Consider the following 22,259-nt stretch of genomic DNA (forward strand, 5'->3'; position numbering starts at 1 on the left):
TCGTCATGCCGTCTCTTCGTCGTCTCACCCAATGCTTCCTGCTCCTCACCGGAATCCTGTGCCTAAGCGCCTGTGGCCACCCGGCAGCCTCCTCGCAGGCCGCCCACCGGACCACCATCACCTTCTGGCACGGGATGACCGCCGACCATCAAGCGGCCCTCACGCAGCTGGTGAACCGGTTCAACCGCTCACAGACCCGTTACCGCGTAGTGCCGGTGTCGCAAGGCAACTTCGGGACCCTCCAGCAAAAAATCACGGTGGCCGCCAAGTCCGACACCCTCCCGACTATCGCCCAGACCACCTACACCAACGTCCCCAACTACGTGCAAGGCCACCTGGTGGTCCCGCTCGACGCCTACCTGGGGAAGCGGCCCTTTCAAGACGTGGTGCCCGTTTTTCGCCAATCCATCAGCTATCGGGGCAAGGCCTACGCCTTTCCGTTCTCCAAGTCGGCCCGCATCCTCTTCTATAACCGCGACCTGCTGAAACAACAAAACGTGGCCCTGCCGGCGACCTGGGCCGCGCTGCACCAAGACGGAAAACGGCTCAAGTCCCAACACATCACGGCACTGGCCCTGGATCAGAGCTTTCTGACCGAGCTGAACGACCTGACCTATCAGGCCGGAACGCCCCTCATCACGCGGGGGCCCCGCGCCAACCTGAACACGAAGCAGACCCGCGCCGCGACCCACGTGCTGTGGGACATGTTACAGGACCACACCGCCACGACGGCCGGCAACGCGGGCTACGGGAGTACCCAATTCTTTGCCGGTAAAACGCTCTTCTATAGCGGCTCCTCGGCGGCCATTCCGGTCATGCAGGCCAGCGCGCCCAAGGGCTTCCACTGGGGCACCACGGTCGAGCCGCGCTACCACGGACGTCAGGGGACCTCGGTCTCCGGAAACGACATCGTCCTCTTCAAGTCGGCATCGCCCGCCCAGCGCCGCGGGGCCGCTGCCTTTCTCCACTTCCTCCTGCAAAAGAAGCAGACGATTCAGTGGGCCGAGAAGACGGGGTACCTGCCGCTCACGACCAGCGCGTGTCAGGACCCGCACTACCAACGGTACCTCGCGCGTCATCCCAACGCCCGGGCCGCCGTTCGGTCGCTCGACTTTGGCTTTCAGGACCGCGCCTTTCAGGGATACCCGCAGTACTTCACCGCCATTAATCAGTCCCTGGATCGGCTGACCACGACCCAGACCTCCCCGGAACAGGCCCTGCCACAGCTCCAACAACGGGTGAACACGATTCTGCGTGAGAACCGGGGTGCCTAGAAGCATCTAAAAATAGACAAAGGACCCCTGCTCGTTAGGCTTAATTGACTAACGAACAGGGGTCCTGTTATTTTAAATTTTAGCTGCTACCTAATACACTGGATTAGCTCAATTCGGCCACTAACTCAGATAAGGTTTCAGATAGACAACCCTTTAATTTTTGATGCAGTGGTACCCACCAGTGTTATCGGTCATTAACATCAATTATCTTTTAAAGGTCAGCAATCAAATCTCCCAGAGCTTCCGCAAAATTGTCTAAAGAACTCTCAAACGGGTTGTTATCTTCAGACGGCTGTAAACTTTCTACTTTCTGCGCCATTGCAGCTAGATTTTCATTCTCGCTTTTACTAAATCGACCTTTATAGACATCATAAATGTTTAGTAATCCTGCCTGGTCTTGGAGTCTGTCTTCCATGTCGTCACCCCACCAGCCAAATCCGCCACTGTGCGTTAAGGCATCCCCCAAGTCCTCGTAGGTTGATTGATCACGTACCGTGCTTTGAACATTCGCACTACCACTCGATAAGGCCGCGCGCTTCGTCGCCAGCATATCATTCTTCATTTTTTTAGCCTTATTAAACGGTGCCTTACCGTTCGTCAGGTAACGGCTGTACACCCAACCATGTTTAGCACCCGACTTGATGTAGGTCACGTAAGCCTTCTTACCGTTCTTCTTCACCACGGCCTTCTTGCTTGCGGTCCAAGTCGTGTAGCGGTAATGTTTCAGATTATACCGTACCTTGGTCAGCTTAATCCCGCTATAGATATTTCCCTGACGACCATGAACGGTCGTTGCTGCAATTTTTCGTGTTGAGAGAACCTTCGTCTTGCTGGCTGCGTTGGCCGTTGCCGGCATTCCCGCAACCGTCATCGTTGCCCCCATGGCAACTACTAAACTCATTTTGACCCATTTTTGCATCACTGTTTCCTCCTCAAATGAAATAATGGATTGAAAGGCTCAAACAACGTCTTTACCTTAATCACTGAGACTAAGTATACAAATTCAGGGTGTCATAATATGTCGTTGGCCCACCAGCTTGGCAAAACAGTCCAAAAAAATCGTTGTCCCCATTCGGCGACAACGATTTTTTCAATGACTTCTGCTTAAACACCCTGCTAACTTCCCTCATCGTCGCGATACTGGTCGCGCGCCGCCGTTAGGGTTTCCCGCATCCGCTGAACCAACGACGGCGGGGAGACCACCTGGAGCCCGGCCCCCTGGCTCAGTAACCAAAACATCGCCCCATCGACCTTTACGTAGGCCTCGATGAGGTAGCTGCCATCCGCGCGCTGCTCGATGACCCGCGAGCCTGGAAAGTGGTCCAGGACCGTTTGCAGGTAGTAGCGGTAGATGAAGCGAATCTGCGTGACCGTCCCCGAATCCAGCCAATAGGTCTGATGACGGTGATCCTGCAGGGAAAACCGGGCCGCGTAGTCCAGCTTCTCACCCGCCTGCTTGCTGAGGATCGTGTCGATGCGGTCCAGCCGGTACAACCAGTACCCGCCCCGCTCCTGGCTCAACATCGCGACGTAAAAATAATAGGTCTCGAAAAAGAGTGCCACGGGTTGGGCGTGGTGGACCCGCGGCCGCGGTTCCGTTGCCCGACTGCTGAGGTACGTGAAGACCAGTTTTTCGTTCTGAGCGATGCACTCCGTTATCTCGCGCAAGCGCCGCAGTAGGGGCTTGGGCCGTGACAGGGGCAGGTAGCTGCCTCGCGAAAGGGTCAGGTGCTTGCGGACGACCGCCTGCATCTCCGGCGACAGGCTCGCGCTCAAGAACTGCAACGTGGCGGCCAGTTCCGTCGAATCGAGGGCCCGCGAACCCAACAGAATCTGACTGGTCGTGAGGACCATCTCCAGGTCCGCCGCCTCGCTTTGCCGGGTCAGCCGGTACGTGCCCGCCCGCTCTTCAATCTCCCCCGCATCATACTCCGCCAACGCCTGGCGAATATACGACAGATCACGTTGACAGGTGCGCAGACTGATGCGGTATTGCTTCTGGAGGTCCCCCTGACACAAAGTCTCGCCGTGCATTAAGCGAACCATCAATTCGGCGACGCGCGCATTACTTTCCATCCGGTTTTCCTCCTCGTTCAAAGTCGTTTATGATTCATCATAGCACGTTTTTTGGCAAAATCACCAGCCCAGCACCGCAGAAAAAGAGTGGGACAAAAGGCGGTTAGCTGGTGAGCATGAACGTCGTCAGACGGACAATCCTGAACCTGGATTGTTTGGCTGACGGGGTTAAGCGGAACCAGCTGCCTTTTGGCGCACGTTTCGACACCCAATATTCGGAGACACTAAGAGCCTGAGACTTTTGTCCCAGGCTCCTGTCGCTTCGTCCAAAAAACGGCTACTTTCGGTAACTCTCGTCAGTCAACGGTTCGTCTAATCCTTCAATCGTAACTGCGCAATCTGGTCGCCGTGGACCACCTCGCCGCTGGTCGGGGCAAAGGTCAGGTCCGTCAGCTTCTCGGGGTTGGCGATGACCACCATCACGGTGTCGTCGTGGCCGGCCTGCTGAATGGCCGGCGCCCAGAACTCGATCAGCTCCTGGCCGGCTTCCACGTGGTCGCCGCGATTGACGTACTGCACGAAGCCGGTCCCGTCCATCATGATGGTGCCGATACCGACGTGGATCAACGCGAGGATCCCGTTATCCGACCGCAACCCAATCGCGTGACGGGTGGGGAAGGTCGCCTCGACCGTACCGCTAAACGGCGCGTGGACCTCCCCATCGGCCGGCTTAATCGCAAAGCCCGGCCCCATCTGCCCGGACGCAAAGGTCCGCTCGTTGACCTGGTCCAGCGGTTGCAAGGTCCCGGAGACCGGTACCAAGAAATCGGTGGTTGCCACCGATGCCGCCTGCAGGTCGGCCGGTGCAACGCCACTATCCAGGTGCTCGTGCCAGGTCTGCTCCAGCTGCTTGACGATCTCGGCGTGTTCGGTCTCGTCTAACGTGACCTTCTTGAAGAAGATGTAGGTCCCCGCCAAGACCATCAGGGTCGGCAGACCAAACATCATCAGTTTAAAGACCAGCTGGCCGTGACCGGTCACGTCACTGGCCGTGGCGCCGGCGGTCATCCCTGCCATCACCGCGGTGAGCCCGACGATCCCGTTGGCAATCGCGCCCCCCATTTTATCCAGCAGGGGCCGCACGGACAGGGTCAGCGACTCGTCACGGTGACCGAACTTCAGTTGTCCGTATTCCACCGAGTCACTCAGAATCATCAAGACCACCAAGAAAATCAGCGGTTGCGGAACGTAGAACAGCCCCGCGGCGATCAGGACCAGTGCCAACGACTGGCCGGCGACCGTGAAGAGCGCCATGCCGACCAGCATGACGATGATTGACAGGAAGAAGACCTTACGCCGGCTGAACTTCTTGGCCAGTGGTGGGAAGGCCACCACAGCGATGATTCCAATCACGGCGTTAATGAAGCCTAAGTAAGTGAATTCCTTGGGTTTCCCCAGAATGTACGTGAAGTAGTAAAATTCCAGCGCGTTGGTGATGGCGATGCCTGACGTGTACAGCCCGTACATCAAGGACAGCCACATCAGTTGGTCGTTGCGGCCCAGGACCTTGAAGACGTCCCGCACGGTCGTTTTTTCCTTGTTCTTCCGCAACTGCGAGTCGTTTTCCCGGGTCCACAGCCCCACGGCCAGCGCGGAGATCCAGGAGACCAGCGCGATGATCAGCCCAAAGGCGAACCAGCCGCGCGCGTCCCCCTGCCCGTGATTCGATTCGACCGAGAAGAGGCCGACCAAGGGCATCACCACGATGGCCACGATGTTGGCGCCCAGCGTCGAGCCGACCCGGGCGTAGGTCGCGGTCTTTTCCCGTTCGACCGAGTCAAACGAGATGGCTGGGATCATCGACCAGAAACCGACATCCTTAAAGGAATAAAATACGTCCATCGTAATGTACAGGATGGCAAAAATAATCAGATACAGGATGGGATTCGCCGTGTTCAAGCCGCCCATGTTGGTGAACAGGATCGCCAACACGACCGAGCCCACGGTCCCCCCGACCACGATCCAGGGCTTAAAATGCCCCCAGCGTGACTGGGTGTTGTCGATGGCGTTCCCGATCAACGGGTCGATCGCCAGTTCCACGAACCGCAGGATGAAGATGATCATCGTGATGATCCCAATCATCCGGGCCCCCTGTGCCCCGTCGCTCTTGGTAAAGAGCTGCGAGGTCACGAACATGATAAAGTACGTCGACAGGGTCGTGAAGAAGGCATCGTGCCCAAACGCCCCAAACGAATAGGCTAACCGCGATTTCATTTTCTGAGATTTCGTTTCGTTTTCCATTGTGCTTCGCCTCACCATTCCCCAACTCCCGGGTCCCCGTTAGCGGCGGGGGCTCACGGCAGTTGGCGCCATTATTAGTTGTTTATCCGTCGTTTGACGTCAATCAGACTAAATTCTAATCACTCATCATTTTAGCAACGTTCTGGCTCTATTTTTAACGAGCCCCGATGGACTGCCTACTGCACCGCCCGGACGATAAACAGCTGGGCGCTGAAGTCACTCGAGTACCCCTGCTGCGGCTTGACCGTCGGCACGAAGAGGCCCGCGTGCATCAGCTCGGCCCCGGAGAAGTGCTCTGAATCCTGGTTCACCGTGTAGGTCCGCTGCGGGTCCAACCCCTTGAGGAACTGGCGCTGGTACGGCGCGTTGGGGTGGTTCAACAGCTGGTAGCGGCCGAAGATGGCACTGCCCTGGTCGGCCGCGACCACGCCCCAACTGGTGACGTTGCCGTCGCCGGCGAACGGGCTGTCCACCCGGTAGAAGGTTCCGAACTGGAACAGGTGCCGGTGTTCCTGGTAAAAGGCCACCTGTTCCTTGATCTGTTCTAATTCCGCCGGGGTCATCTGGGTAATGTCCAGCTCGTAGCCCAGGTCGCCAAAGAACGCCACCGCCCCCCGGGTCGCGAGCGACGTGACCCGGCCGTTCTGGTCGTTGGGCACCGCCGAAACGTGGGCGCCCATCATGGCCTGCGGGTACCCGTAAGACGTGCCGCACTGAATCTTCAGCCGTTCGACCGCGTCGGTGTCGTCGCTGGTCCAGGCCTGTGGCGCGTAGTACATCATCCCCAGGTCGAACCGTCCGCCCCCGGAAGCGCAGGACTCGAACAAAACGTCCGGGTGTGCGTGGGTCAGCCGGTCGTATAGCTGGTAGACCCCCAGGATGTAGCGGTGGGTGAACTCCAGTTGCTGGTCGGCCCCCAACCGCCGGCTAAAGGCCTCGGTGAGGTTACGGTTCATGTCCCACTTCACGTAATCCAGGTGCATCGCACTGATCACGCTGCTGATCTTCCCGAAGAGGTAGTCGATCACCTCCGGTCGGGTCATGTCGAGGACGAACTGGTGGCGGCTAGGCGTCAACGTCGCGGCCGGATCCCCGACCACCCAGTCCGGGTGCTGGCGGTACAGGTCGCTATCCTGCGAGATCATTTCCGGCTCGAACCACAGCCCCAACTGCATCCCCAGCGCGTGGACCCGGTCGCCGAAGTGCGTCAGGCCGTGGGGGAACTTGGGCTGGTTGACGAACCAGTCGCCCAGTGAGGTGGTGTCGTCGTTGCGGTGGCCGAACCACCCGTCGTCCAGCACGAACATCTCGATGCCCAGGTCGTGGGCCTGCTGGACGATGGTCATCAGCTTTTCTTCGTTGAAGTCGAAGTAGGTGGCCTCCCAGTTATTGATCAGGATGGGCCGGTCCTGGTGCGCGAACGTCGGGTTGACCAGGTGGGCTTGGTAAAAGGCCCCTAACTGTTGGGACAGCTGGTTCAGACCACGGTCCGTGTAGCTCAGGATGGCCTCCGGTGTCTGAAAGTCGGTCCCCGGCGCCAGCTGCCAGCCGAACTCGTGCGGGTTGATGCCCACCAGGACCCGGCTGGTCGCAAACTGGTCGACCTCGACGCTATCCTGGAAGTTTCCCGAGTAGACCAGGTTCAGCCCGAAGGCACTCCCCTGGTCGTCGGTGGTATCCGGCCGTGCCAGGATCATGAACGGGTTCTCCTGGTGACTCGACGCGCCGCGCAGGCTGTCGATACTCTGCAGGCCCGGCCGCAGGTGGGTGCGGTAGAGGTGGCGCTCCCGGGCCCAGTCGCCGGCAAACTGCAGGAAGTCGTAATCGGCATCCGGCAGGTCCAGTTGAAGGCTAGCGGCCGCATTCAGGGTGACCGCCGTGGTCGTCGGGTTGTGGAACCGTGCGCTGCGCACCAGCACGTCCTGGTGCGGGAAGACCGTGTAGGCCAGGTCCAACCGCACCCCGGTGATGGCGTCCTTGAGGTGGCAGACCAGGGTCTCCGCGTCGTCGTGGGTGTCGTCAAAGGTCGCCGGTAACCCGGCCAACCGCTTTTTCCCCGCGGTCAGCGTGTAGTCCTGGTAGGCGAACTCCGAGGTGCGGCTGCCGTTGGGCTGGGTCAGCTGAAAGGCCGGCAGGCGGAAGTCGCCCTTGCCCAGGCTGGCGTACTCCTGCTTGAGCATCTCCGGTTGAAAGTCGGGCAGGCCATCGTTCCAGGTCGCCATGCCGCCCCGCTCCTCGCGCTGGGACAGGTTGGCATAGTGTTCCTTGACCGGCAACCGGTCGCCGTAGTACAGCTGGCCGAGTTCGCCGTTGGGCATGACCGTCAGGATGTAGCTGGTGTGGTCGGTCTGTAAGTGAAACAAGTTTTTCTGGGCATTGATTTTAATTGTCATGGGTCTCCTCCTGTGTGGGTGCCGTCACGTCCATGGGCTGGTCGTGATCGTAATAGTCCCGGTCGTGCTGGGTGATCAACCGTACCACTTGGGCCGGCGTGCCGATGGCGACCACGTTGGCCGGCAGGTCCTTGGTGACCAAAGCCCCGGCGCCAACGACCGTGTTCTCACCAATCGTCACGCCCGGTAGCACCGTCACGTTGGCACCTAACCAGACGTTTTCCTTGAGGTGGATCGGTCGGTTGTACTGGTACGCCGCCCGTCGCCGTTGCGGGTCGATGGGGTGGCCCGCGGTGACCAGGGTCACGTTGGGCCCCAGCAGCACGTGGTCGTCGATGAAGATCTCGCCGTCGTCGACCAATGTCAGGTGGTAATTGGCGTAAACGGCGGCCCCCAGGTGGACGTGGTGGCCCGCCCAGTTGGCGTAGAAGGGTTGTTCGATGTAGCTGTCCGGTCCCACTGATGCGAAGTGGTCCGCTAACCACTGGGCCCGGCCGGCCATGTCCGTAAAGGCCAACTGGTTATAGTCCGCCAGGTCCTGCTGGTAGTGTTGCTGTTCGTTCATCAAGGTGGGTTCTCCGGGATCATAGAGTTTTCCCGCCAACATTCGGTCGCGATTCTCCGTGGCCGAGAGGGTTTTCAAATCTTTTTGCATGATTAACGGCACCTCCAGGTTAGTCTTTCATACGGTTTTCATTGTAACCGCTACCAAAAAGACATACCACCCACCTTTGTTGGCTAAAGTTGTCCATTTGTTAGGGACTCTCGGCCGTGACGCACAAATTTAGTTGGGTGGTCAATGATCTTTCAGCGTGACAATTTTCTATCTTAACCGAGTTTTCCGGCCGGGTTCTCCAGGGGGCGGTTCGTCAGGTGCAGCTGTTGCCGGTAGTCGCGCGGGGCCAGGCCGTACTGGCGTTTGAACTGGTGATTCAGGACCTCGGTGCGCTGATACCCACACCGCCCGGCAATCCGCTGAATCGGCAGGTCCGACGCTTCCAGGTAGTGACAGGCCAGCGTCAGCCGGAAGTCGTGGATGTAGCGGACCGGCGGCACCCCGATGGTGGTCCTGAACAGGTCCGAAAAGTAGCTGCGGTTCAACCCCACCGAAGCCGCCAGCTGGGTCACCGTCAAGTGCTCGTCGATGTGCTGGCGGATGTAGGTCACCGCCGAGTTGATGTAGGGGTTGCCGATCGAAGCGGTCGTGCCGCGTTGGGCGGTCGCCGCCAAGCGGCCGAAGAACTGGTAGAGCTGCCCCGTGCGCCAGAGACTGTCGGCCATGGTGTCGCGGGGATGGGCCAGCACCCCCTGGACGCACTCGCTGAGTTCGGCCGCGACCGGCGTCACCTGATAGGTCGGTTCCTGGGGCGTGAACCCCGCCGCGGCGACCAGCTGATCGGCATGGGGGCCGCTGAAGCCCAGCCAGACGTACTGCCAGGGATCCTGTTCGTCGGCGATGTAAAAACTCCGGGCGTGGGGCTGAATCAAAAAGCCCTGCCCCGCGTGCAGGTGGTAGGTCACCCCGTCGACCTGAAAGGTCCCCCGTCCCGCCACGATGTAGTGAACCACGTAATACCCGCGAACCGCTGGGCCGTAGCGGTGTCCCGGGCAGGTCTGGGATGTCCCGGCGCAGGTCAGCGAGACCGGCTGATCCGCGTAGGCCGTCAATAGGATGCTGTGCGCTTTCTCCATGGTATCTCCTCCCGTCCCCAATCTATGTGAAAGGGCTTTCTCAACCACCTTAGCATAGCCGTTCCAAAATTAATATCCAGAAAATTGATTGAAGCCAAATTTTGTCTGCAGTCAGTCACTGCGCTTCACGCCGGCGAGCAAGCTGGCCGAGGTGGGCACGACCATCAAGTCGCCTCTGTTGCGCTCACCTATCCGATACCCGCTATGCATGAAATGACCCATCCGCAGCCATCGAGTGCTCGTTGAAAGCAGTGGCAGTCGATAGGATGACACGTCACTGCCACCACCGCTTCCTGATCAACTAGCTCCCTGCGCCGTTTGGACTATCGCTCGAATTCTAAAAACCAGTCAGGAAATTCTCATAGTCGAGAATTTTCTGACTGGTTTTATCGCTTCATTTATTTTGAGGATTGCCGAATGACCGGCGCCATAACACGGCCCAACCGGCGATTGATTCCGTTTCCACCTGGTTAGTCCGTCTTCGCTGGCGGTGCTGCCACCATGGCCTCCGTCACCAGTTGATTGCCGTCGTACAGGCGGCCCTTGATGGCCCGCTTGGCCTGGACCACCGTCCCCGCTGCCGTCAGCGTCAACGACCCGACGCCCCCGTCGAAGGCCCCGGAGCGGCTCCCCGCATCGATCAGGTAACGGGGCACGTCTTGCGGGGTGGCCTGCATCTTCAGGTAGCCCCGCCCGGGCGCCAGCACCTGGACCGGCGTGTGGCCGGTCACGATGACCTTGCCCAGGTCGTTAGCGTGCCACCCGCTATCCGGTTGCTGACTGGCAAAGTAATAGTCGTCCCGGATCCACATCAGGTCGTCGTCACGCTGCTGCGCTAACGGCCGGTCCCAGTCGATTCCGGCGTGGACGGCCAGGATCGCCGCGTTCTGCCAACTCAGTGGCTGGGCCGCCAACCAGTCGGTGAGGTCCTTCAACGGCGCATCGCTCAGGGCCGCCGCGACCGCCGGCAGGCTGGTCGCGTGGATTCCCAGGCGACGCCAGGTCTGGGCACCGCCGTTGAGCTTCCAGGTCTGATACTGTAAGGTGTCCCAGCGCGCCGTCTCGGTCCAAAAGGCATCGTGATTGCCCAATAACGCCACGTCGCCGTGCTGGTCGACCCGCTCACGCACCAGGCGCAACACGCCCAACGGGTCCAACGGTGCGCGCTCGACGTGGTCCCTGAACTGGCGTTGGGGGTTCCCGTCGATGTAGTCCCCCAGAAAGATCAGCCGACTGGCCGCCACTACGGGGTCCTGCAGCAAGGCCCGCAAATCGTCGGCCGCCGAATGGATGTCCCCGATAAACGTTAACTGCGTCATCCCCATCACCTCCGTGTCGTTTTGATACGCTAACTGTACCACGAATTCGTCGCTAGCGGGGCCACGACCCCTTCCAGCCGCCCTTTTTCTCACCGGTTACCCAACCATTTAGTCATTAAATGGTAGCGCGTTCACAATGGCTAGGCTAAACTAGACCTAACGCACTACCTTAGGAGGCTTCCCGTTTATGCAACTCAACCTACTCTTCGCCATCGACGACAAGTTCGCCGACCGCATGCTGGTCACGCTGTACTCGCTGCGACAGAACAGCCCGGCCACCAACACCTACGACGTTTACGTGATTCAAGACCAACCCCTGGCCCAGGCCGACCGGCTGACCCAGATCCTGCAGGCCCTGAACATGACCTACCACCCGATCATCGTCGGGGCCGACGTCTTCGCCGACGCCCCGGTCTCCGACCGTTATCCCAAGTCGATCTACTACCGGCTCCTAGCCAGTGAACTGCTGCCCGCCACCCTGGACAAGGTGCTCTACCTCGACGCCGATATCCTGGTCATCAACGACCCGACGCCCCTGTACCGCCTGGACCTGTCCGGCCGGCTCTACGCGGCGGCCATGCACAGCGACTTTCTGAACCTGACCGGGACCTTCAACCAGTTTCGCTTAGACACCGCCACGCCCCACTACTTCAACTCCGGCGTGCTACTGATCAACCTGGCGCGGGCCCGCCAACAGGTTAAGCCAGCGGACATCTTCCGGGTGATTCGGGAACACAAAAACGTCCTGATCTTACCCGACCAAGACGTCCTCAACAAACTCTATTCGCAAGACACGCAACCGGTCGCCGACGTGGTCTACAACTACGACGTGCGCAAGGACCTGACCTACCAGACCACCAGTCAGGGCAAGTGGGACCTCGATTGGGTGGTCACCCACACCGTCTTTTTGCACTATTGCGGCACCAAGAAACCCTGGCTCGCCACCGCGACCGACAAGTACGCCCTGCTGTACAAGCACTACCAGCACCGGTTCGCCCAACGTTTCTAGGTGCGCACCTGTTGCCAAACCCCGTCACACCCAAAAGTCGCCGGTCGAAACGCCCAACGGGGTCTTCGACCGGCGACTTTTTGGTTCGCGTGATGATTCGGCTAGTACCGGGCTTCCACCCAGCGCCGCATTAAGTAGATGTTCAGCCAGCTGACCAGGACGATGGCCAGCGTCAGGGTCGCAAAGTTCCAGACCAGGTTGTCGCTACCGGTACTGATCACCAGCTGCACCAGCCGATCGGCCAGGTGGCTGACCCAGTTCAGGAAGGCCACGATGGCCCAGACCAACAGCACCGCCAAGATGGTCTTGACCAGCCGCTGGGAGGCGCCCGGAATAAAGGCACTGACGGCCTCGGTCGCGAAATGGATCAGCGTGATGAAGACCCACACCCATAAGACGATGGCCACGGCCCAGAGAACAAAGGTGAGGCTGTAGACCTGAAGTTGGTGCCAGTCGTGGGCGGTCAGGTGCAGGTTCATGGTCTGGCGGAACCAGGCCCGCACGGCACTGCCGTTCATCGCCGAACCGACCAGTAACAGGACGACCTCGACCAGGCCCATGTAGACCAGGCTGCCCAGTGATGAGATCAGGTTTGCTAAGTAGAGAGTGGTGTCGCCCACCGGCAAGAGCCGGTAGCTGTCACTGACCAACATCTTTTCGTTGTGCCAGGTCAACCAGCAGAAGCCGGTGAACCCAAAGAGCAGTCCCCAGAACACCACCGGTCCGATCATCTCCAGGGTGGCGAACCCGTGGGACCAGATCTCGTACGCCATGGTCAGGACCACGGCCAAGAGATTAAAGAATAAGAGCTGATTCAGACTGCGGAACTTGGGGCGCCACATGACCCGGAAGCTTTGTTTAAAGTTCGTCATCGTGAATATCCCCCCCGTAGACACTTTCGTAAAAGGCTTCGATGCCCAGGCCAAACTCGCTGCGAATCTGGTCGCTGCTCTTGTGGGTGCAGATGGTGTGGTCCTTGACGATGACCACCTCGTCCAGCAAAGCCGCAATCTCGGTTACGTAATGGTCACTGATGATCATGGTCGCGTCGGCCTGCTTCCACTTGATGATGCTGCTGATGATGCGCTTGCGGCTCATGCTGTCGATGCCGCTGAAGGGTTCGTCGAGCAGGTACACGGCCGCCTCACGCGACAGGGTCAGCGCGATGATGAACTTCTCGCGGGTCCCCTTCGACAGTGTCGCCAGCTTCTGGTCGTCGTCGATTTGCAGAAAGGTGATCAGGTCGAGGTACTTTTTGGCGGAGAAGTCCGGGTAGACCGTCGCGTAGAAGTCGCGGATCTGGCTCAGCTTGTCGTTGCCCCGGAAGCCCTGCAGGCTCTCACTGAAACTGACCAGGGCCCGCCGTTCCACGCCCCGGGTGGCTTGGTTAACGGCGATGGTGCCCCGTTCCCCCTTGGCCACGCTGGCGATAAGGCGCATCAGGGTCGTCTTCCCGGCCCCGTTTTCCCCCAACAGCCCGACAATCTTGCCGGGTGAGATCTGGAGGTTGACGTCCGTGAGAATGGTTTTCTGATTCTTGCGATAACTTAAGTCGGTCACTTCGAGTGCGTTACTGATCATGCTTGGTCCCCTCTCGTCTGAATGTAGTGCTGAATCTCGGTCACGATGTCGCGGTCACTCAGCTTCAACGCGTGCAGCTGGGTGTACAATTCCTGAATGTAGGCCGTGATCAGGCGTTGCTTGAGCGCCGCAATCTTGGCGGGTTCTTCGGTCACGAAGTTGCCCCGGCCCCGCTTGGACACCAGGATTTCCTCGTGGATCATCTCGCTTAAGGCCCGTTGGACGGTATTGACGTTGACCGTTAAGTCGACCGCCAGTTGGCGCACGGCCGGTAGCTTCTCCCCCGGTTGCAGGTCGCCGGCCACGATTCGGTGGTACAGGTAGTTCTTGATCTGATAATAAATCGGGACCTTATCGTCAAATTGCACATCGTTCACCTCTTTAGTGTAATATCTTTCTATAACACTATAACACGAGTTGGCCTTTTCACAAAGAAATTCCGCTATTTTTCTTAAATCGGGGGCATCGGCCGGCTTGTTCGGTCGGCAGTTACCGACGCTTTTCGTTTACGGTGCCGGTCAAGTGGGAACGTGGCTGTGCCCCCCTTGACGACCACCCCACGATTCGTGCTACATTAATCTCAGACATGCTTGAAGGAGGCCCTTTCTTGACAATTTCCACCTATCACCACGCCGGCCTGACCCTGCCCTACCAGGACAGCGGCCGGGGCGAAGCGGTGCTGCTACTCCACGGATTCCCCGAAGACGTTGCCAGCTGGACCGGGGTGGCGGCCCGGCTCCACGCCGCCGGTTATCGGACCCTGATTCCCGCCATGCGGGGCTACGCGGCCACGGCCACGCCCCGTTCCCGGCGGGCCTACACCATCGACGCTTTGGTCACCGACCTCATCGCCCTCTTGGACCACCTGAAGCTCCGCCGAGTCCACGTGGTCGGCCATGACTGGGGCGGGCTTTTGGCCTGGGAACTGGCCATGCGGGTGCCCCACCGGTGTCAGAGTCTGACCGTCCTGGGGACCCCGCATCCCCAGGCCATGGTCTGGTCGTACACCCACTCCACCCAGCTGCTCCATAGCGCCTACATCGGTGGGTTTCAGCTCCCCCACTGGCCCGAACGGCTGGTGGCCCGCGGGCTCCACGACTGGCTGATTAAGGCCGGCCTCAATCCCGCCGATACCGCCCGGTTGACCGCGACCTTTCGTCACCCCGCGACCCTCACCGGTCCCCTGAACTGGTACCGCGCCCTCTTACTGCCTCACCAGCCCAAGGTCGCCGATAGCACGCTCTACGTGCCCACGACCTACGTGTGGGGCCGCCACGACCCGTTTCTCGGGCGGGCCGCAGCCACCAAAACGGCCGCGTTCGTGGCGGCGGACTACCGCTTCGTGGTCTTAAACGCCGGCCACTGGCTCCCGGAGAATCGGCCGGAGGTCACGGCGCAACTCATTTTAGACCGAATGCGGCGCGGATCAGCGGCCCATTAGACACGATAAAAACAAAGAACCGGCTTCCCTACAATTAAGGAAGTCGGTTCTTTATTGGTTGACGCTTCATCCACCGAATCGGAAATAGCCGCCTACGCGCAGAGCTCACGACCGGGTCGCGGCCCATTCTGACCGTAGATAGCTAAACAAGCACTCGTCATGATACCCATCGGCGAGCTTTTCGTTTTGCCTGAGAATCCCCTCAAGATGAAATCCCGCTCGACGCGCAACAGCCTGACTCGCGCCATTTTCAACCGCTGCTCGAATGACGAGTCGGTTCATCCCATAATCTTGAAAGACTAGCGTACAGAGTCCCCGCACCGCCTGCGTCATCACGCCACGGCCCCGAAACGGACGGCCCAACCAGTACCCAATATCGGCACTGCAATTGGCCTGATCAAAGCGATTACAACTGATCATCCCCGCCACAGCATCGCCGACCCAGATCACGAGGTTCAACGATTGGCCTTGTCCTAAATGTCGATTGGTCATTTGCAGAAAAGCCACCTCATCTTGAACCGTTTGGGTCTGCGCGACCCACGGTAGGAAGCGGGTCAACCGCTCCCGGTCGGCCACCACGAGTTGAAACAACTGCGGTCCGTCCACCACTGGTCGGGGGACCGCTAACTGCAACTCTTCCGTCACTCGCTGTGCTAACATCCACATCCCTACTTTCTTATTTGTTCTAATGTGTCAGCCACTCTTTACAAACGTTCGGTCATTTCAGGCGCTGGTCCGTTCCATCAACCGTAGCGTGATTCGGCCAATGTGCGGTGGGGTGACGACGCGCTCCTCGACGAACCGAAATCCCGCGGCCAGGTAAAGCTTTTCGGCGGGGATGTTCCCCTTGATGGCGTCTAAATGCAAAACGGTCCGCCCATCCGCGAGGGCTTGTGCCAGAATAGCGCGTAACATCTTGGTCGAAATACCCCGGCCACGAAAACGGGGATGCACGGCGAACAAGTGGAGGACACCAATCTCGGCCTCGGTAGCCGGCAACCGCCAAGCGGCTCCTTGGTAGTCCGGGTCTTCACCCGCTAACAGGACGCCGACCGCGGCCAGCTGCGCGTGATCGTAGCCCAATAGCAGCTTTCCCCGATTCAAGTCGCGTTGCAGGATGGCAGCGCTGGGGTTCACCCCCCACTGCCAGGCGGGGCCGTATGGCGTGGTGGCAATGGCCGCACACACCTCTTCGTAAAATTGGTTAACCGCCGGCAAATCGCTGGCCGTCGCACAGCGCACCTGCCAGGCTGGTGGGGTCGCTCCCCCGAATGATGTTGTCATGAACGTTTCACTCCCTTTGATGACTATTTATGGATACGTCTTGCTAGTTGACCCCAAATTGGGGGTGTCAGTGACTGGTCGTTCTGGTTTTAACGGGCAGGACGTGCCTCTTCATTAGTAGCCTACTTCAGGTCATCGATTCCCGTCATCTTGAGCGGATCGACCCAAGCAGCAAACTGGTCGGCCGTGACCTGCCCCGATCGAACGGCCGCCTCCTTGAGCGTCAGCCCCTGTTGGTCGGCCAACTGGGCGATCTCGGCGCTGGCGTGGTAGCCGATGTGCGGGGACAGTGCCGTCACGGTCATCAGCGACTGGTCGACCAGTTCCCGCATCCGCGCCGCGTCGACGGTCATCCCGTGGACCAATTTATCGGCAAAGCCCGTCACCGTGCCCGCCAAGAGGTCGGTCGACTCCAGGAAGGCCGCAATCAGGACCGGCTTGTACACGTTCATCTCGAAGTTGCCCTGCGAAGCCGCCACGGTGATGGTCACGTCATTGCCCATCACCCGGGTCGCGGCCATGGTCAACGCCTCGGCCTGGGTCGGATTGACTTTGCCGGGCATGATCGACGACCCGGGTTCGTTGGCCGGGATGGTCAGCTCGTGATAGCCCGCCCGGGGGCCGCTGGCCAGAAAGCGAATGTCGTTGGCAATCTTCAACAGATCACTCGCCAGCGTCTTCAGCGCCCCGTGGACCACGTTCAGCCCGGAATGCGCCGCTAGGCCGAAGAACTTGTTGGTCTCGGCGGTAAACGGCTGATGGTAGGCCTCACTCAGTTCGGCGGCCACCGCCTGGGCGAACCCCGGCGCGGCGTTCAGACCGGTCCCGACCGCCGTGCCCCCGATGGGCAACTCTAATAAGGTGTCGGTCAGGCTTTCCAGGTACGTCAGGTCGTGCTGCAGCGTGCTGACCCAGCCACTGACCTCCTGGCCAAAGGTCAACGGCGTGGCGTCCTGCAGGTGGGTCCGCCCAATCTTGACGACTCGCCAGTACTCGGTCTGCTTGACCGTCAGCTCGGCCACCAGGTGCCGAACCGCGGCGACGACCTGGGCCACCCCCTGGTGCGCGGTGATGGTCATCGCCGTCGGAAAGGTGTCGTTGGAGCTCTGCCCGTGGTTCACGTCGTCGTTGGGCTGCAACTCCCCGGTCGGGTCGTGGGTCAGGGCCTGATGGGCGATAACCTCGTTGACGTTCATGTTGGTCTGCGTCCCGGACCCGGTCTGGTACACGTGCAGGGGAAAGTCGGGCCGTAACCGCGCATCGTCCAGCGCCAGCAGGTCCGTGGCGGCGGCGATGATCAACTGGGCCTTGGCGTCACTCAGTTCTCCCAGATCCCGGTTGGCCACGGCCGCCGCGCGCTTGATCTGCAGCAAGGCCCGAATCACGGGCAACGGCATCAAGGGGCCGGTGGTAAAGTTGTGCCGGCTGCGCTCCGTTTGCGGCCCCCACAACGCCTGGGCCGGCACCTTCACCGTGCCCAACGTATCTGCTTCCTCACGATAGTCCATCTTCCTCAGTCCTTCCAAAATTTCTACTATCATCACTGTACCCGTTCGACCGGAGCACCGTCAACTTTCATCCGCACGACACGACCAAAAAAGCCTGGGACAAAAGTCTCAGACTCGTTTTTCGAATATTTAGTGTCGAAACGTGCGCCAAAAGGCAACTGGTTCCGCTTAACACCGTCATTCAGCTAATCCAAGTTCGGGATTATCTGAATGACGCCGTTAATGCTCGCCAGCTAACCGCCTTTTGTCCCACTCTCCTCTCTAGCTTCTATTAGACTGCTGGCCTAACCCTCGGCCTTGATCTCAAGGTCGTTGGTCTTGGCTAATTGCTGTTCGGCCGCCTTCCGCGCCGCCACGGCGTCGTAGAAGTCGGTGAAAGTTTGGTTTAAGATATAGCGGCCGTGGTAGAATAAACGTGCCGCCCACTTACCGGAGCGCTTATCGAAACTCACGCCGATCACCCCGGAGATGTTGCGGGAGCTCAGCTTGGTCAGCGCCGCCACGTTGGAACCGTTGACCAACGGCAAGTTGGTGGCGTTCCCGATCTGCTTACGCGTGCGGGGATCCTTGGTCAGCCGGGCCTTGCTGATATCCCGCCGGTAGCACCCGCAGCTCACGGTAATCCCGTGGCGCAGGCGGTAGCTGTCCACCGTGACCAGTTGGCCACAGCTGCATTTACACAGCCAGGTCGCATTTCCGTTCTTGGCCGTCCCGTCCCGCTTAATAACCGTCAGTCTGCCGAATTGTTGTCCACTTAAGTCTAGGAGTCTCATCAGTCATTCCTCCATTCTTATCATTCAAAACGCTTGCGAGCGTTGATTTCCCCATCCGTTCTCTTGTGCTTCCCCCAGAAAAACATCCTTAACTTATTATTCTACACACCAAACTAAAAATTAGCTTAAAGTAACCAACCTTTTCTTCGGTAATTGGTGTGAATTTACGATGATTCATTCTATCATGACAATCCATTAGAAAGAAGGAACTGACTCATGCAACTTTTATTTGTGATTCTGACCTGTCTGGTCGCCCTGGAACACCTGGGCATTGCGGCGCTGGAAATCTGGGGACGCCCCGCGCAACAAGCCAACGCTTTCGGAATGCCGCTCTCATTCATCCAACAGGCGCCGGCCCGCGCGGCACTCGCTAACCAGGGCATCTACAACGGCATGCTGGCCGTGGTCATCCTGGGCGCGCTCCTGCTTCTGACCGGGACCGCGCAGCACACTACCCTGGCGTTATTGCTAGTCTTCATCGTGGTCGTGGCCCTTTTCGGCAGTCTGACCGTTAAACGTCAAATTTTTTGGCTGCAGGGATGCCCGGCATTGCTCACGTTACTCGTTTTACTTGTGCTCGGTCTTTAACAAAATCTTTAAAAATAGGTTTACAGACCCGGGCGACCACGTTATAATGAAGTCACATATTCAGGTGAGAGCCTGCCACGGTCTTTCGATTATTGGAGGAGTTAATTAGCATTTAGCCATTATTAACACCATTGAAGCCGTACACATACTTCTATTCTGCTGGTTGCGTTCAGACGTGACTAGCTTTTTTTATAATCGTTTTTAACCCCGGTGCTAACCCCCATTTCACTTCACCGGACCGCAATAGCGACTCTCATCAATCTCTCCAAAGGATCTGATGGTCTCTCTATGAATACTTTAACAGCACCTTTACAAGTGACCCAACGGACGGGGTGGCGCCTAGTCAGTCTGTTCATCCTCTGCTTTGGCGGATGCCTGCTACTACAATTCACCGGCGTCATTCATGAGCCGGCACTCGTCTTCGGGATGCCGACCGGGACGACCTTCCGACAATCGGTTCTGGTGAACCTAACGACCGTCGCGGTGTTTCTCCTACTATCCTTTACTTCTATTAAGTGGCTGGGCAAGGCCCTGCTGCTCTTCATTCTCTTGGGGGCCAGTGAAGGCCTGGTCCGGTTCCTCGTCCACGTCAGCGTGCAACCCGGCGCCGCCATCGTCTTACTCATCAGCACGGTCAGTGACGTGGTCAGCGCCTACTTCCTGTTGGTGCTTCTACTGGACGTGATCGACCGCACCCGGTTTCAGACCCACGCCCACTATTGGCGCAACTGGTGGGCCGCCCTGGTGAACGCTAACCGCCCGGCTTACGGCTGGGCCGTCAGTGCGCTCTTATTGAATACGGTCACCAGTGCGCTCTTACAAAAATAACCGTGGCCGCCAATTGGCCCCTCTGAATGATCAAAACCGACCCCCAGTTCTCCAATCGAGAATTGGGGGTCGGTTTCTTTTTTTCATCCGTGTGAAGATCCCGGTCGTCGCATAAAAAAAGACCGATCAGCCATTGATCGATCACAACCGTTGTTCTTTAGAGACTACTTGCCCGCAACCAGACACCGATCAGCTGGTAAATGGCCACCGCCATCACCGCAATGAACGCCCAGCCGGCCGCGTAGTACAGATAATAAATCCCAGGATGTTTCATGGTGTCGCCTCCTTAAAGGCACTGTAGCATCAATCGAATCTTCCGCATAAGATTTGGACACCAACCGCTCCACTAAACCTGGCGGCCTAACTAACCGACATCACGGCGCGACGTTCCTGGGCCGCCGAAATAATGGCGCGTTGCTCGTCAACGGTCGCGGTGAACTTCCGCATTTGTTCTCCCGCCACGACCTGGGCGCCATGTTTTTGCGCCCGCCACGTGAGCATTTGAAATTGACGTTGTTCGTCTGACAGCTTGTTTTCTAACATATGGCTCCCCCTAAATACTTGCGCCAGTGTTCTACTGCTTGTCACCCCACATTATAGGCGCAATTCATCAAGCGGTCTACCCTTTTTTGATAATTATTACAAAACATTTACAATGTCCGCAATCGCACGTAAATCCCGGAGTTGTACCGTTTTACTAAATGACAGCCCGAATTTCCAACCGTTTCGTCAAAATTGGTATAGGTTCCGGTGCAAGCAGTTGCATGCAAGGTATATCACCCGATAATTCATTTTAATAGCCATTAATTCATCAATGGTCCACCCGGCTCAGCGGGGACACGATTGCCGGCGCCAAATTGATTGTTTTTTTGGCGGAACCGGCGTACGCTGAAAGTAACGAGAAAGGCTTCAAGAAAGGACATGATAGCGATGCCAATCGACCGTGAAAAGTTCCCACCCCTCTACCGGACCGTGGCCATCAACGACGATGGCCTGGAGAGTCACTCCTACGTCCCCGGGGGGCTCGATGCGCCGACCAGTAGTCCCTTAAACGACCGGCCGGGGGCGAACCCCGAACAGTTCGTGGGTCTGGCCCTCAGTACCTGCCTGAACGCGACCCTCGAGGCCATCGAACAGCGTCAGGGCCTGCCACACACCGCGCAGGTGCATACGATTGTCGAATTTGCCCGCGATTACCGGGGCTTTCAATTTTACGTCACGGCGCAGGTTCGCATCCCGCACGTCGACCGCGACACGGCCACGGCGATGGTCGACCTGGCCGAACGCCGGTGCCCCGTGGCCAAGCTGCTGAGCGGCAGCGCCAACGTGACCGTCGAATTAGTCGATGACTTTTCCCCCGTCGAACCGGTGGAACGCCAAAATTAAAAAGGGACACCACCGGTCGAACGTTTTCCGTTCATTTGGTGGTGCCCATTTTTTAATTATCGACGTGAAAGGTGTTGCTTGAAACGCTGCCACCACGATGCCGGCCGGTCGCCGCCACCGTAGACGTACGACTTCGATGGTCGTTCTGAACGCTTGCCCTCGTGGCCGTCGTCCATGAAGACAATCTTGCGCCAGCGCTTCGCCTCTTCCTCACTCATGCGCTTTTTGCTCATTGACTTCAATCTCCTTCTACCCTAATCGGTTTAGCCCTCTATGCTAGGCGCTTCGCCCTACTTTTTCAAGCGGGTCACTTGGCTGAAGTCCCGAATAAAATTGAGCAGCTCGTGGGCCCGGGTCTCCCCGTAGACGTCGACCCAGCCCTGAAACCGCCGACTGATTCGCTGCCGGATCACCCGCTCGGCCTCAGTCCCAGCGGGGGTCGCAATCAGATACAGTCGCCGGCGATCATTTTCATCGGGCTGCTGCCGCAGGTATCCCTGCCGCAGCAAGACCTTGATCTGCCGCGAGACCGCGCTCCGGGTGACCTGGCGCTGACTGGCGATATCCATCAGCGTGACCTGGTCGTGCCGGGCAATCTCCCGCAGAATCAGATACTGTTCAAATGAAAGATGAAACTCCTTCGCTGGCTCTGATACGAACTCATCCAGATACTTCAACGAGCTCATGTAGACATCAATAAAGGCGTCCAATAAAGACTGTTCCGGTTCAGCCATCTTAACCCACCTGCAATTCTCAAAATACGATTTTTATCTTAGCATTTACGACCATTAAATACCAGTTTTTTTCGCGCAACCGCCCCGGGGCGCGGAGAGTCTGGTAGAATAAATGTAGGGTAGCCTAAAACT

Annotated in this window: 23 protein-coding genes; 6 read left to right on the forward strand and 17 right to left on the reverse strand. The window is 58.5% G+C overall.

The window, feature by feature from the left end:
- Positions 1–5: 5 nt before the first annotated feature.
- A complete protein-coding gene (locus tag FD37_RS06100) occupies positions 6–1,274 on the forward strand; it encodes an ABC transporter substrate-binding protein (protein ID WP_056964220.1) in 1,269 nt (422 codons plus the stop codon).
- A 211-nt stretch (positions 1,275–1,485) separates the two neighbouring features.
- On the opposite strand, the gene FD37_RS06105 is transcribed toward FD37_RS06100, so the two are convergent.
- The 7 genes from FD37_RS06105 to FD37_RS06135 all read right to left on the reverse strand — a co-directional run bounded on the left by FD37_RS06105 (position 1,486) and on the right by FD37_RS06135 (position 10,995).
- Positions 1,486–2,193, reverse strand: coding sequence for a hypothetical protein (locus FD37_RS06105; RefSeq protein ID WP_056964222.1), 708 nt, complete (start codon positions 2,191–2,193; stop codon positions 1,486–1,488).
- A 197-nt stretch (positions 2,194–2,390) separates the two neighbouring features.
- Positions 2,391–3,350, reverse strand: a complete 960-nt coding sequence (locus FD37_RS06110) for a helix-turn-helix transcriptional regulator (protein WP_225436304.1) — start codon at positions 3,348–3,350, stop codon at positions 2,391–2,393.
- A gap of 312 nt (positions 3,351–3,662) precedes the next feature.
- Complete coding sequence (locus tag FD37_RS06115; protein WP_056964224.1) at positions 3,663–5,591, reverse strand: sugar MFS transporter; 1,929 nt, start codon at positions 5,589–5,591, stop codon at positions 3,663–3,665.
- Between the two features lie 176 nt (positions 5,592–5,767).
- A complete protein-coding gene (locus FD37_RS06120) occupies positions 5,768–7,984 on the reverse strand; it encodes an alpha-galactosidase (RefSeq protein WP_056964226.1) in 2,217 nt (738 codons plus the stop codon).
- Positions 7,974–8,639 (reverse strand): sugar O-acetyltransferase, encoded by a 666-nt coding sequence (locus FD37_RS06125; RefSeq protein WP_045808383.1) that lies wholly within the window; start codon positions 8,637–8,639, stop codon positions 7,974–7,976. Before FD37_RS06125 ends, FD37_RS06120 begins: the two co-directional genes overlap by 11 nt.
- A gap of 173 nt (positions 8,640–8,812) precedes the next feature.
- A complete protein-coding gene (locus FD37_RS06130) occupies positions 8,813–9,676 on the reverse strand; it encodes an AraC family transcriptional regulator (RefSeq protein ID WP_056964228.1) in 864 nt (287 codons plus the stop codon).
- 470 nt (positions 9,677–10,146) lie between these two features.
- On the reverse strand, positions 10,147–10,995 hold the full coding sequence (locus tag FD37_RS06135) for a metallophosphoesterase (protein WP_056964230.1): 849 nt from the start codon (positions 10,993–10,995) through the stop codon (positions 10,147–10,149).
- Positions 10,996–11,182: 187 nt separating this feature from the next.
- On the opposite strand from FD37_RS06135, the gene FD37_RS06140 reads away from it, so the two are divergent.
- Positions 11,183–12,004 carry a glycosyltransferase family 8 protein gene (locus FD37_RS06140; protein WP_045808380.1) on the forward strand — a complete coding sequence of 274 codons (822 nt, stop codon included), beginning with the start codon at positions 11,183–11,185 and terminating at the stop codon, positions 12,002–12,004.
- Between the two features lie 101 nt (positions 12,005–12,105).
- Here FD37_RS06140 and FD37_RS06145 read toward each other — a convergent pair whose 3' ends face one another.
- Genes FD37_RS06145 through FD37_RS06155 form a run of 3 tightly spaced genes read right to left on the reverse strand, consistent with a single transcriptional unit; the run spans position 12,106 to position 13,953 of the window.
- Positions 12,106–12,876 (reverse strand): hypothetical protein, encoded by a 771-nt coding sequence (locus FD37_RS06145; protein ID WP_056964232.1) that lies wholly within the window; start codon positions 12,874–12,876, stop codon positions 12,106–12,108.
- Positions 12,863–13,585, reverse strand: coding sequence for an ATP-binding cassette domain-containing protein (locus FD37_RS06150; RefSeq protein ID WP_186811291.1), 723 nt, complete (start codon positions 13,583–13,585; stop codon positions 12,863–12,865). Before FD37_RS06150 ends, FD37_RS06145 begins: the two co-directional genes overlap by 14 nt.
- Positions 13,582–13,953: a GntR family transcriptional regulator gene (locus FD37_RS06155; protein ID WP_056964234.1), complete on the reverse strand. Its 372-nt coding sequence runs from the start codon at positions 13,951–13,953 to the stop codon at positions 13,582–13,584. The genes FD37_RS06150 and FD37_RS06155 overlap by 4 nt, the downstream gene beginning before the upstream one ends.
- A 239-nt stretch (positions 13,954–14,192) precedes the next feature.
- On the opposite strand from FD37_RS06155, the gene FD37_RS06160 reads away from it, so the two are divergent.
- On the forward strand, positions 14,193–15,026 hold the full coding sequence (locus tag FD37_RS06160; RefSeq protein ID WP_202813252.1) for an alpha/beta fold hydrolase: 834 nt from the start codon (positions 14,193–14,195) through the stop codon (positions 15,024–15,026).
- A gap of 105 nt (positions 15,027–15,131) precedes the next feature.
- Here FD37_RS06160 and FD37_RS06165 read toward each other — a convergent pair whose 3' ends face one another.
- The 4 genes from FD37_RS06165 to FD37_RS06180 all read right to left on the reverse strand — a co-directional run bounded on the left by FD37_RS06165 (position 15,132) and on the right by FD37_RS06180 (position 18,591).
- The gene (locus FD37_RS06165; RefSeq protein WP_162256120.1) at positions 15,132–15,686 is read right to left on the reverse strand and encodes a GNAT family N-acetyltransferase; all 555 of its coding nucleotides are present in this window, start codon (positions 15,684–15,686) and stop codon (positions 15,132–15,134) included.
- 63 nt (positions 15,687–15,749) lie between these two features.
- A complete protein-coding gene (locus FD37_RS06170; protein ID WP_056964240.1) occupies positions 15,750–16,310 on the reverse strand; it encodes a GNAT family N-acetyltransferase in 561 nt (186 codons plus the stop codon).
- A gap of 122 nt (positions 16,311–16,432) precedes the next feature.
- Complete coding sequence (locus FD37_RS06175) at positions 16,433–17,818, reverse strand: class II fumarate hydratase (RefSeq protein ID WP_056964243.1); 1,386 nt, start codon at positions 17,816–17,818, stop codon at positions 16,433–16,435.
- 284 nt (positions 17,819–18,102) lie between these two features.
- A complete protein-coding gene (locus tag FD37_RS06180; protein ID WP_052957255.1) occupies positions 18,103–18,591 on the reverse strand; it encodes an alcohol dehydrogenase in 489 nt (162 codons plus the stop codon).
- Between the two features lie 216 nt (positions 18,592–18,807).
- Here FD37_RS06180 and FD37_RS06185 point away from each other — a divergent pair, with 216 nt between their 5' ends.
- Positions 18,808–19,179, forward strand: a complete 372-nt coding sequence (locus FD37_RS06185; RefSeq protein ID WP_056964246.1) for a DUF1304 domain-containing protein — start codon at positions 18,808–18,810, stop codon at positions 19,177–19,179.
- A gap of 288 nt (positions 19,180–19,467) precedes the next feature.
- Positions 19,468–20,007 (forward strand): hypothetical protein, encoded by a 540-nt coding sequence (locus FD37_RS06190; protein ID WP_147007687.1) that lies wholly within the window; start codon positions 19,468–19,470, stop codon positions 20,005–20,007.
- A 360-nt stretch (positions 20,008–20,367) separates the two neighbouring features.
- Here the strand turns inward: FD37_RS06190 and FD37_RS06195 are convergent, their stop codons facing one another.
- The gene (locus FD37_RS06195) at positions 20,368–20,550 is read right to left on the reverse strand and encodes a hypothetical protein (protein ID WP_045807111.1); all 183 of its coding nucleotides are present in this window, start codon (positions 20,548–20,550) and stop codon (positions 20,368–20,370) included.
- A 387-nt stretch (positions 20,551–20,937) separates the two neighbouring features.
- On the opposite strand from FD37_RS06195, the gene FD37_RS06200 reads away from it, so the two are divergent.
- Positions 20,938–21,393 carry an OsmC family protein gene (locus tag FD37_RS06200; RefSeq protein WP_045807110.1) on the forward strand — a complete coding sequence of 152 codons (456 nt, stop codon included), beginning with the start codon at positions 20,938–20,940 and terminating at the stop codon, positions 21,391–21,393.
- Between the two features lie 56 nt (positions 21,394–21,449).
- On the opposite strand, the gene FD37_RS13000 is transcribed toward FD37_RS06200, so the two are convergent.
- Positions 21,450–21,626: a hypothetical protein gene (locus tag FD37_RS13000; protein WP_170206970.1), complete on the reverse strand. Its 177-nt coding sequence runs from the start codon at positions 21,624–21,626 to the stop codon at positions 21,450–21,452.
- 57 nt (positions 21,627–21,683) lie between these two features.
- The gene (locus tag FD37_RS06205) at positions 21,684–22,127 is read right to left on the reverse strand and encodes a MarR family winged helix-turn-helix transcriptional regulator (protein WP_045807109.1); all 444 of its coding nucleotides are present in this window, start codon (positions 22,125–22,127) and stop codon (positions 21,684–21,686) included.
- Between the last annotated feature and the right edge of the window lie 132 nt (positions 22,128–22,259).

The sequence above is a fragment of the Levilactobacillus spicheri DSM 15429 genome (assembly GCF_001435095.1).
Taxonomy (GTDB): Bacteria; Bacillota; Bacilli; order Lactobacillales; family Lactobacillaceae; genus Levilactobacillus; species Levilactobacillus spicheri.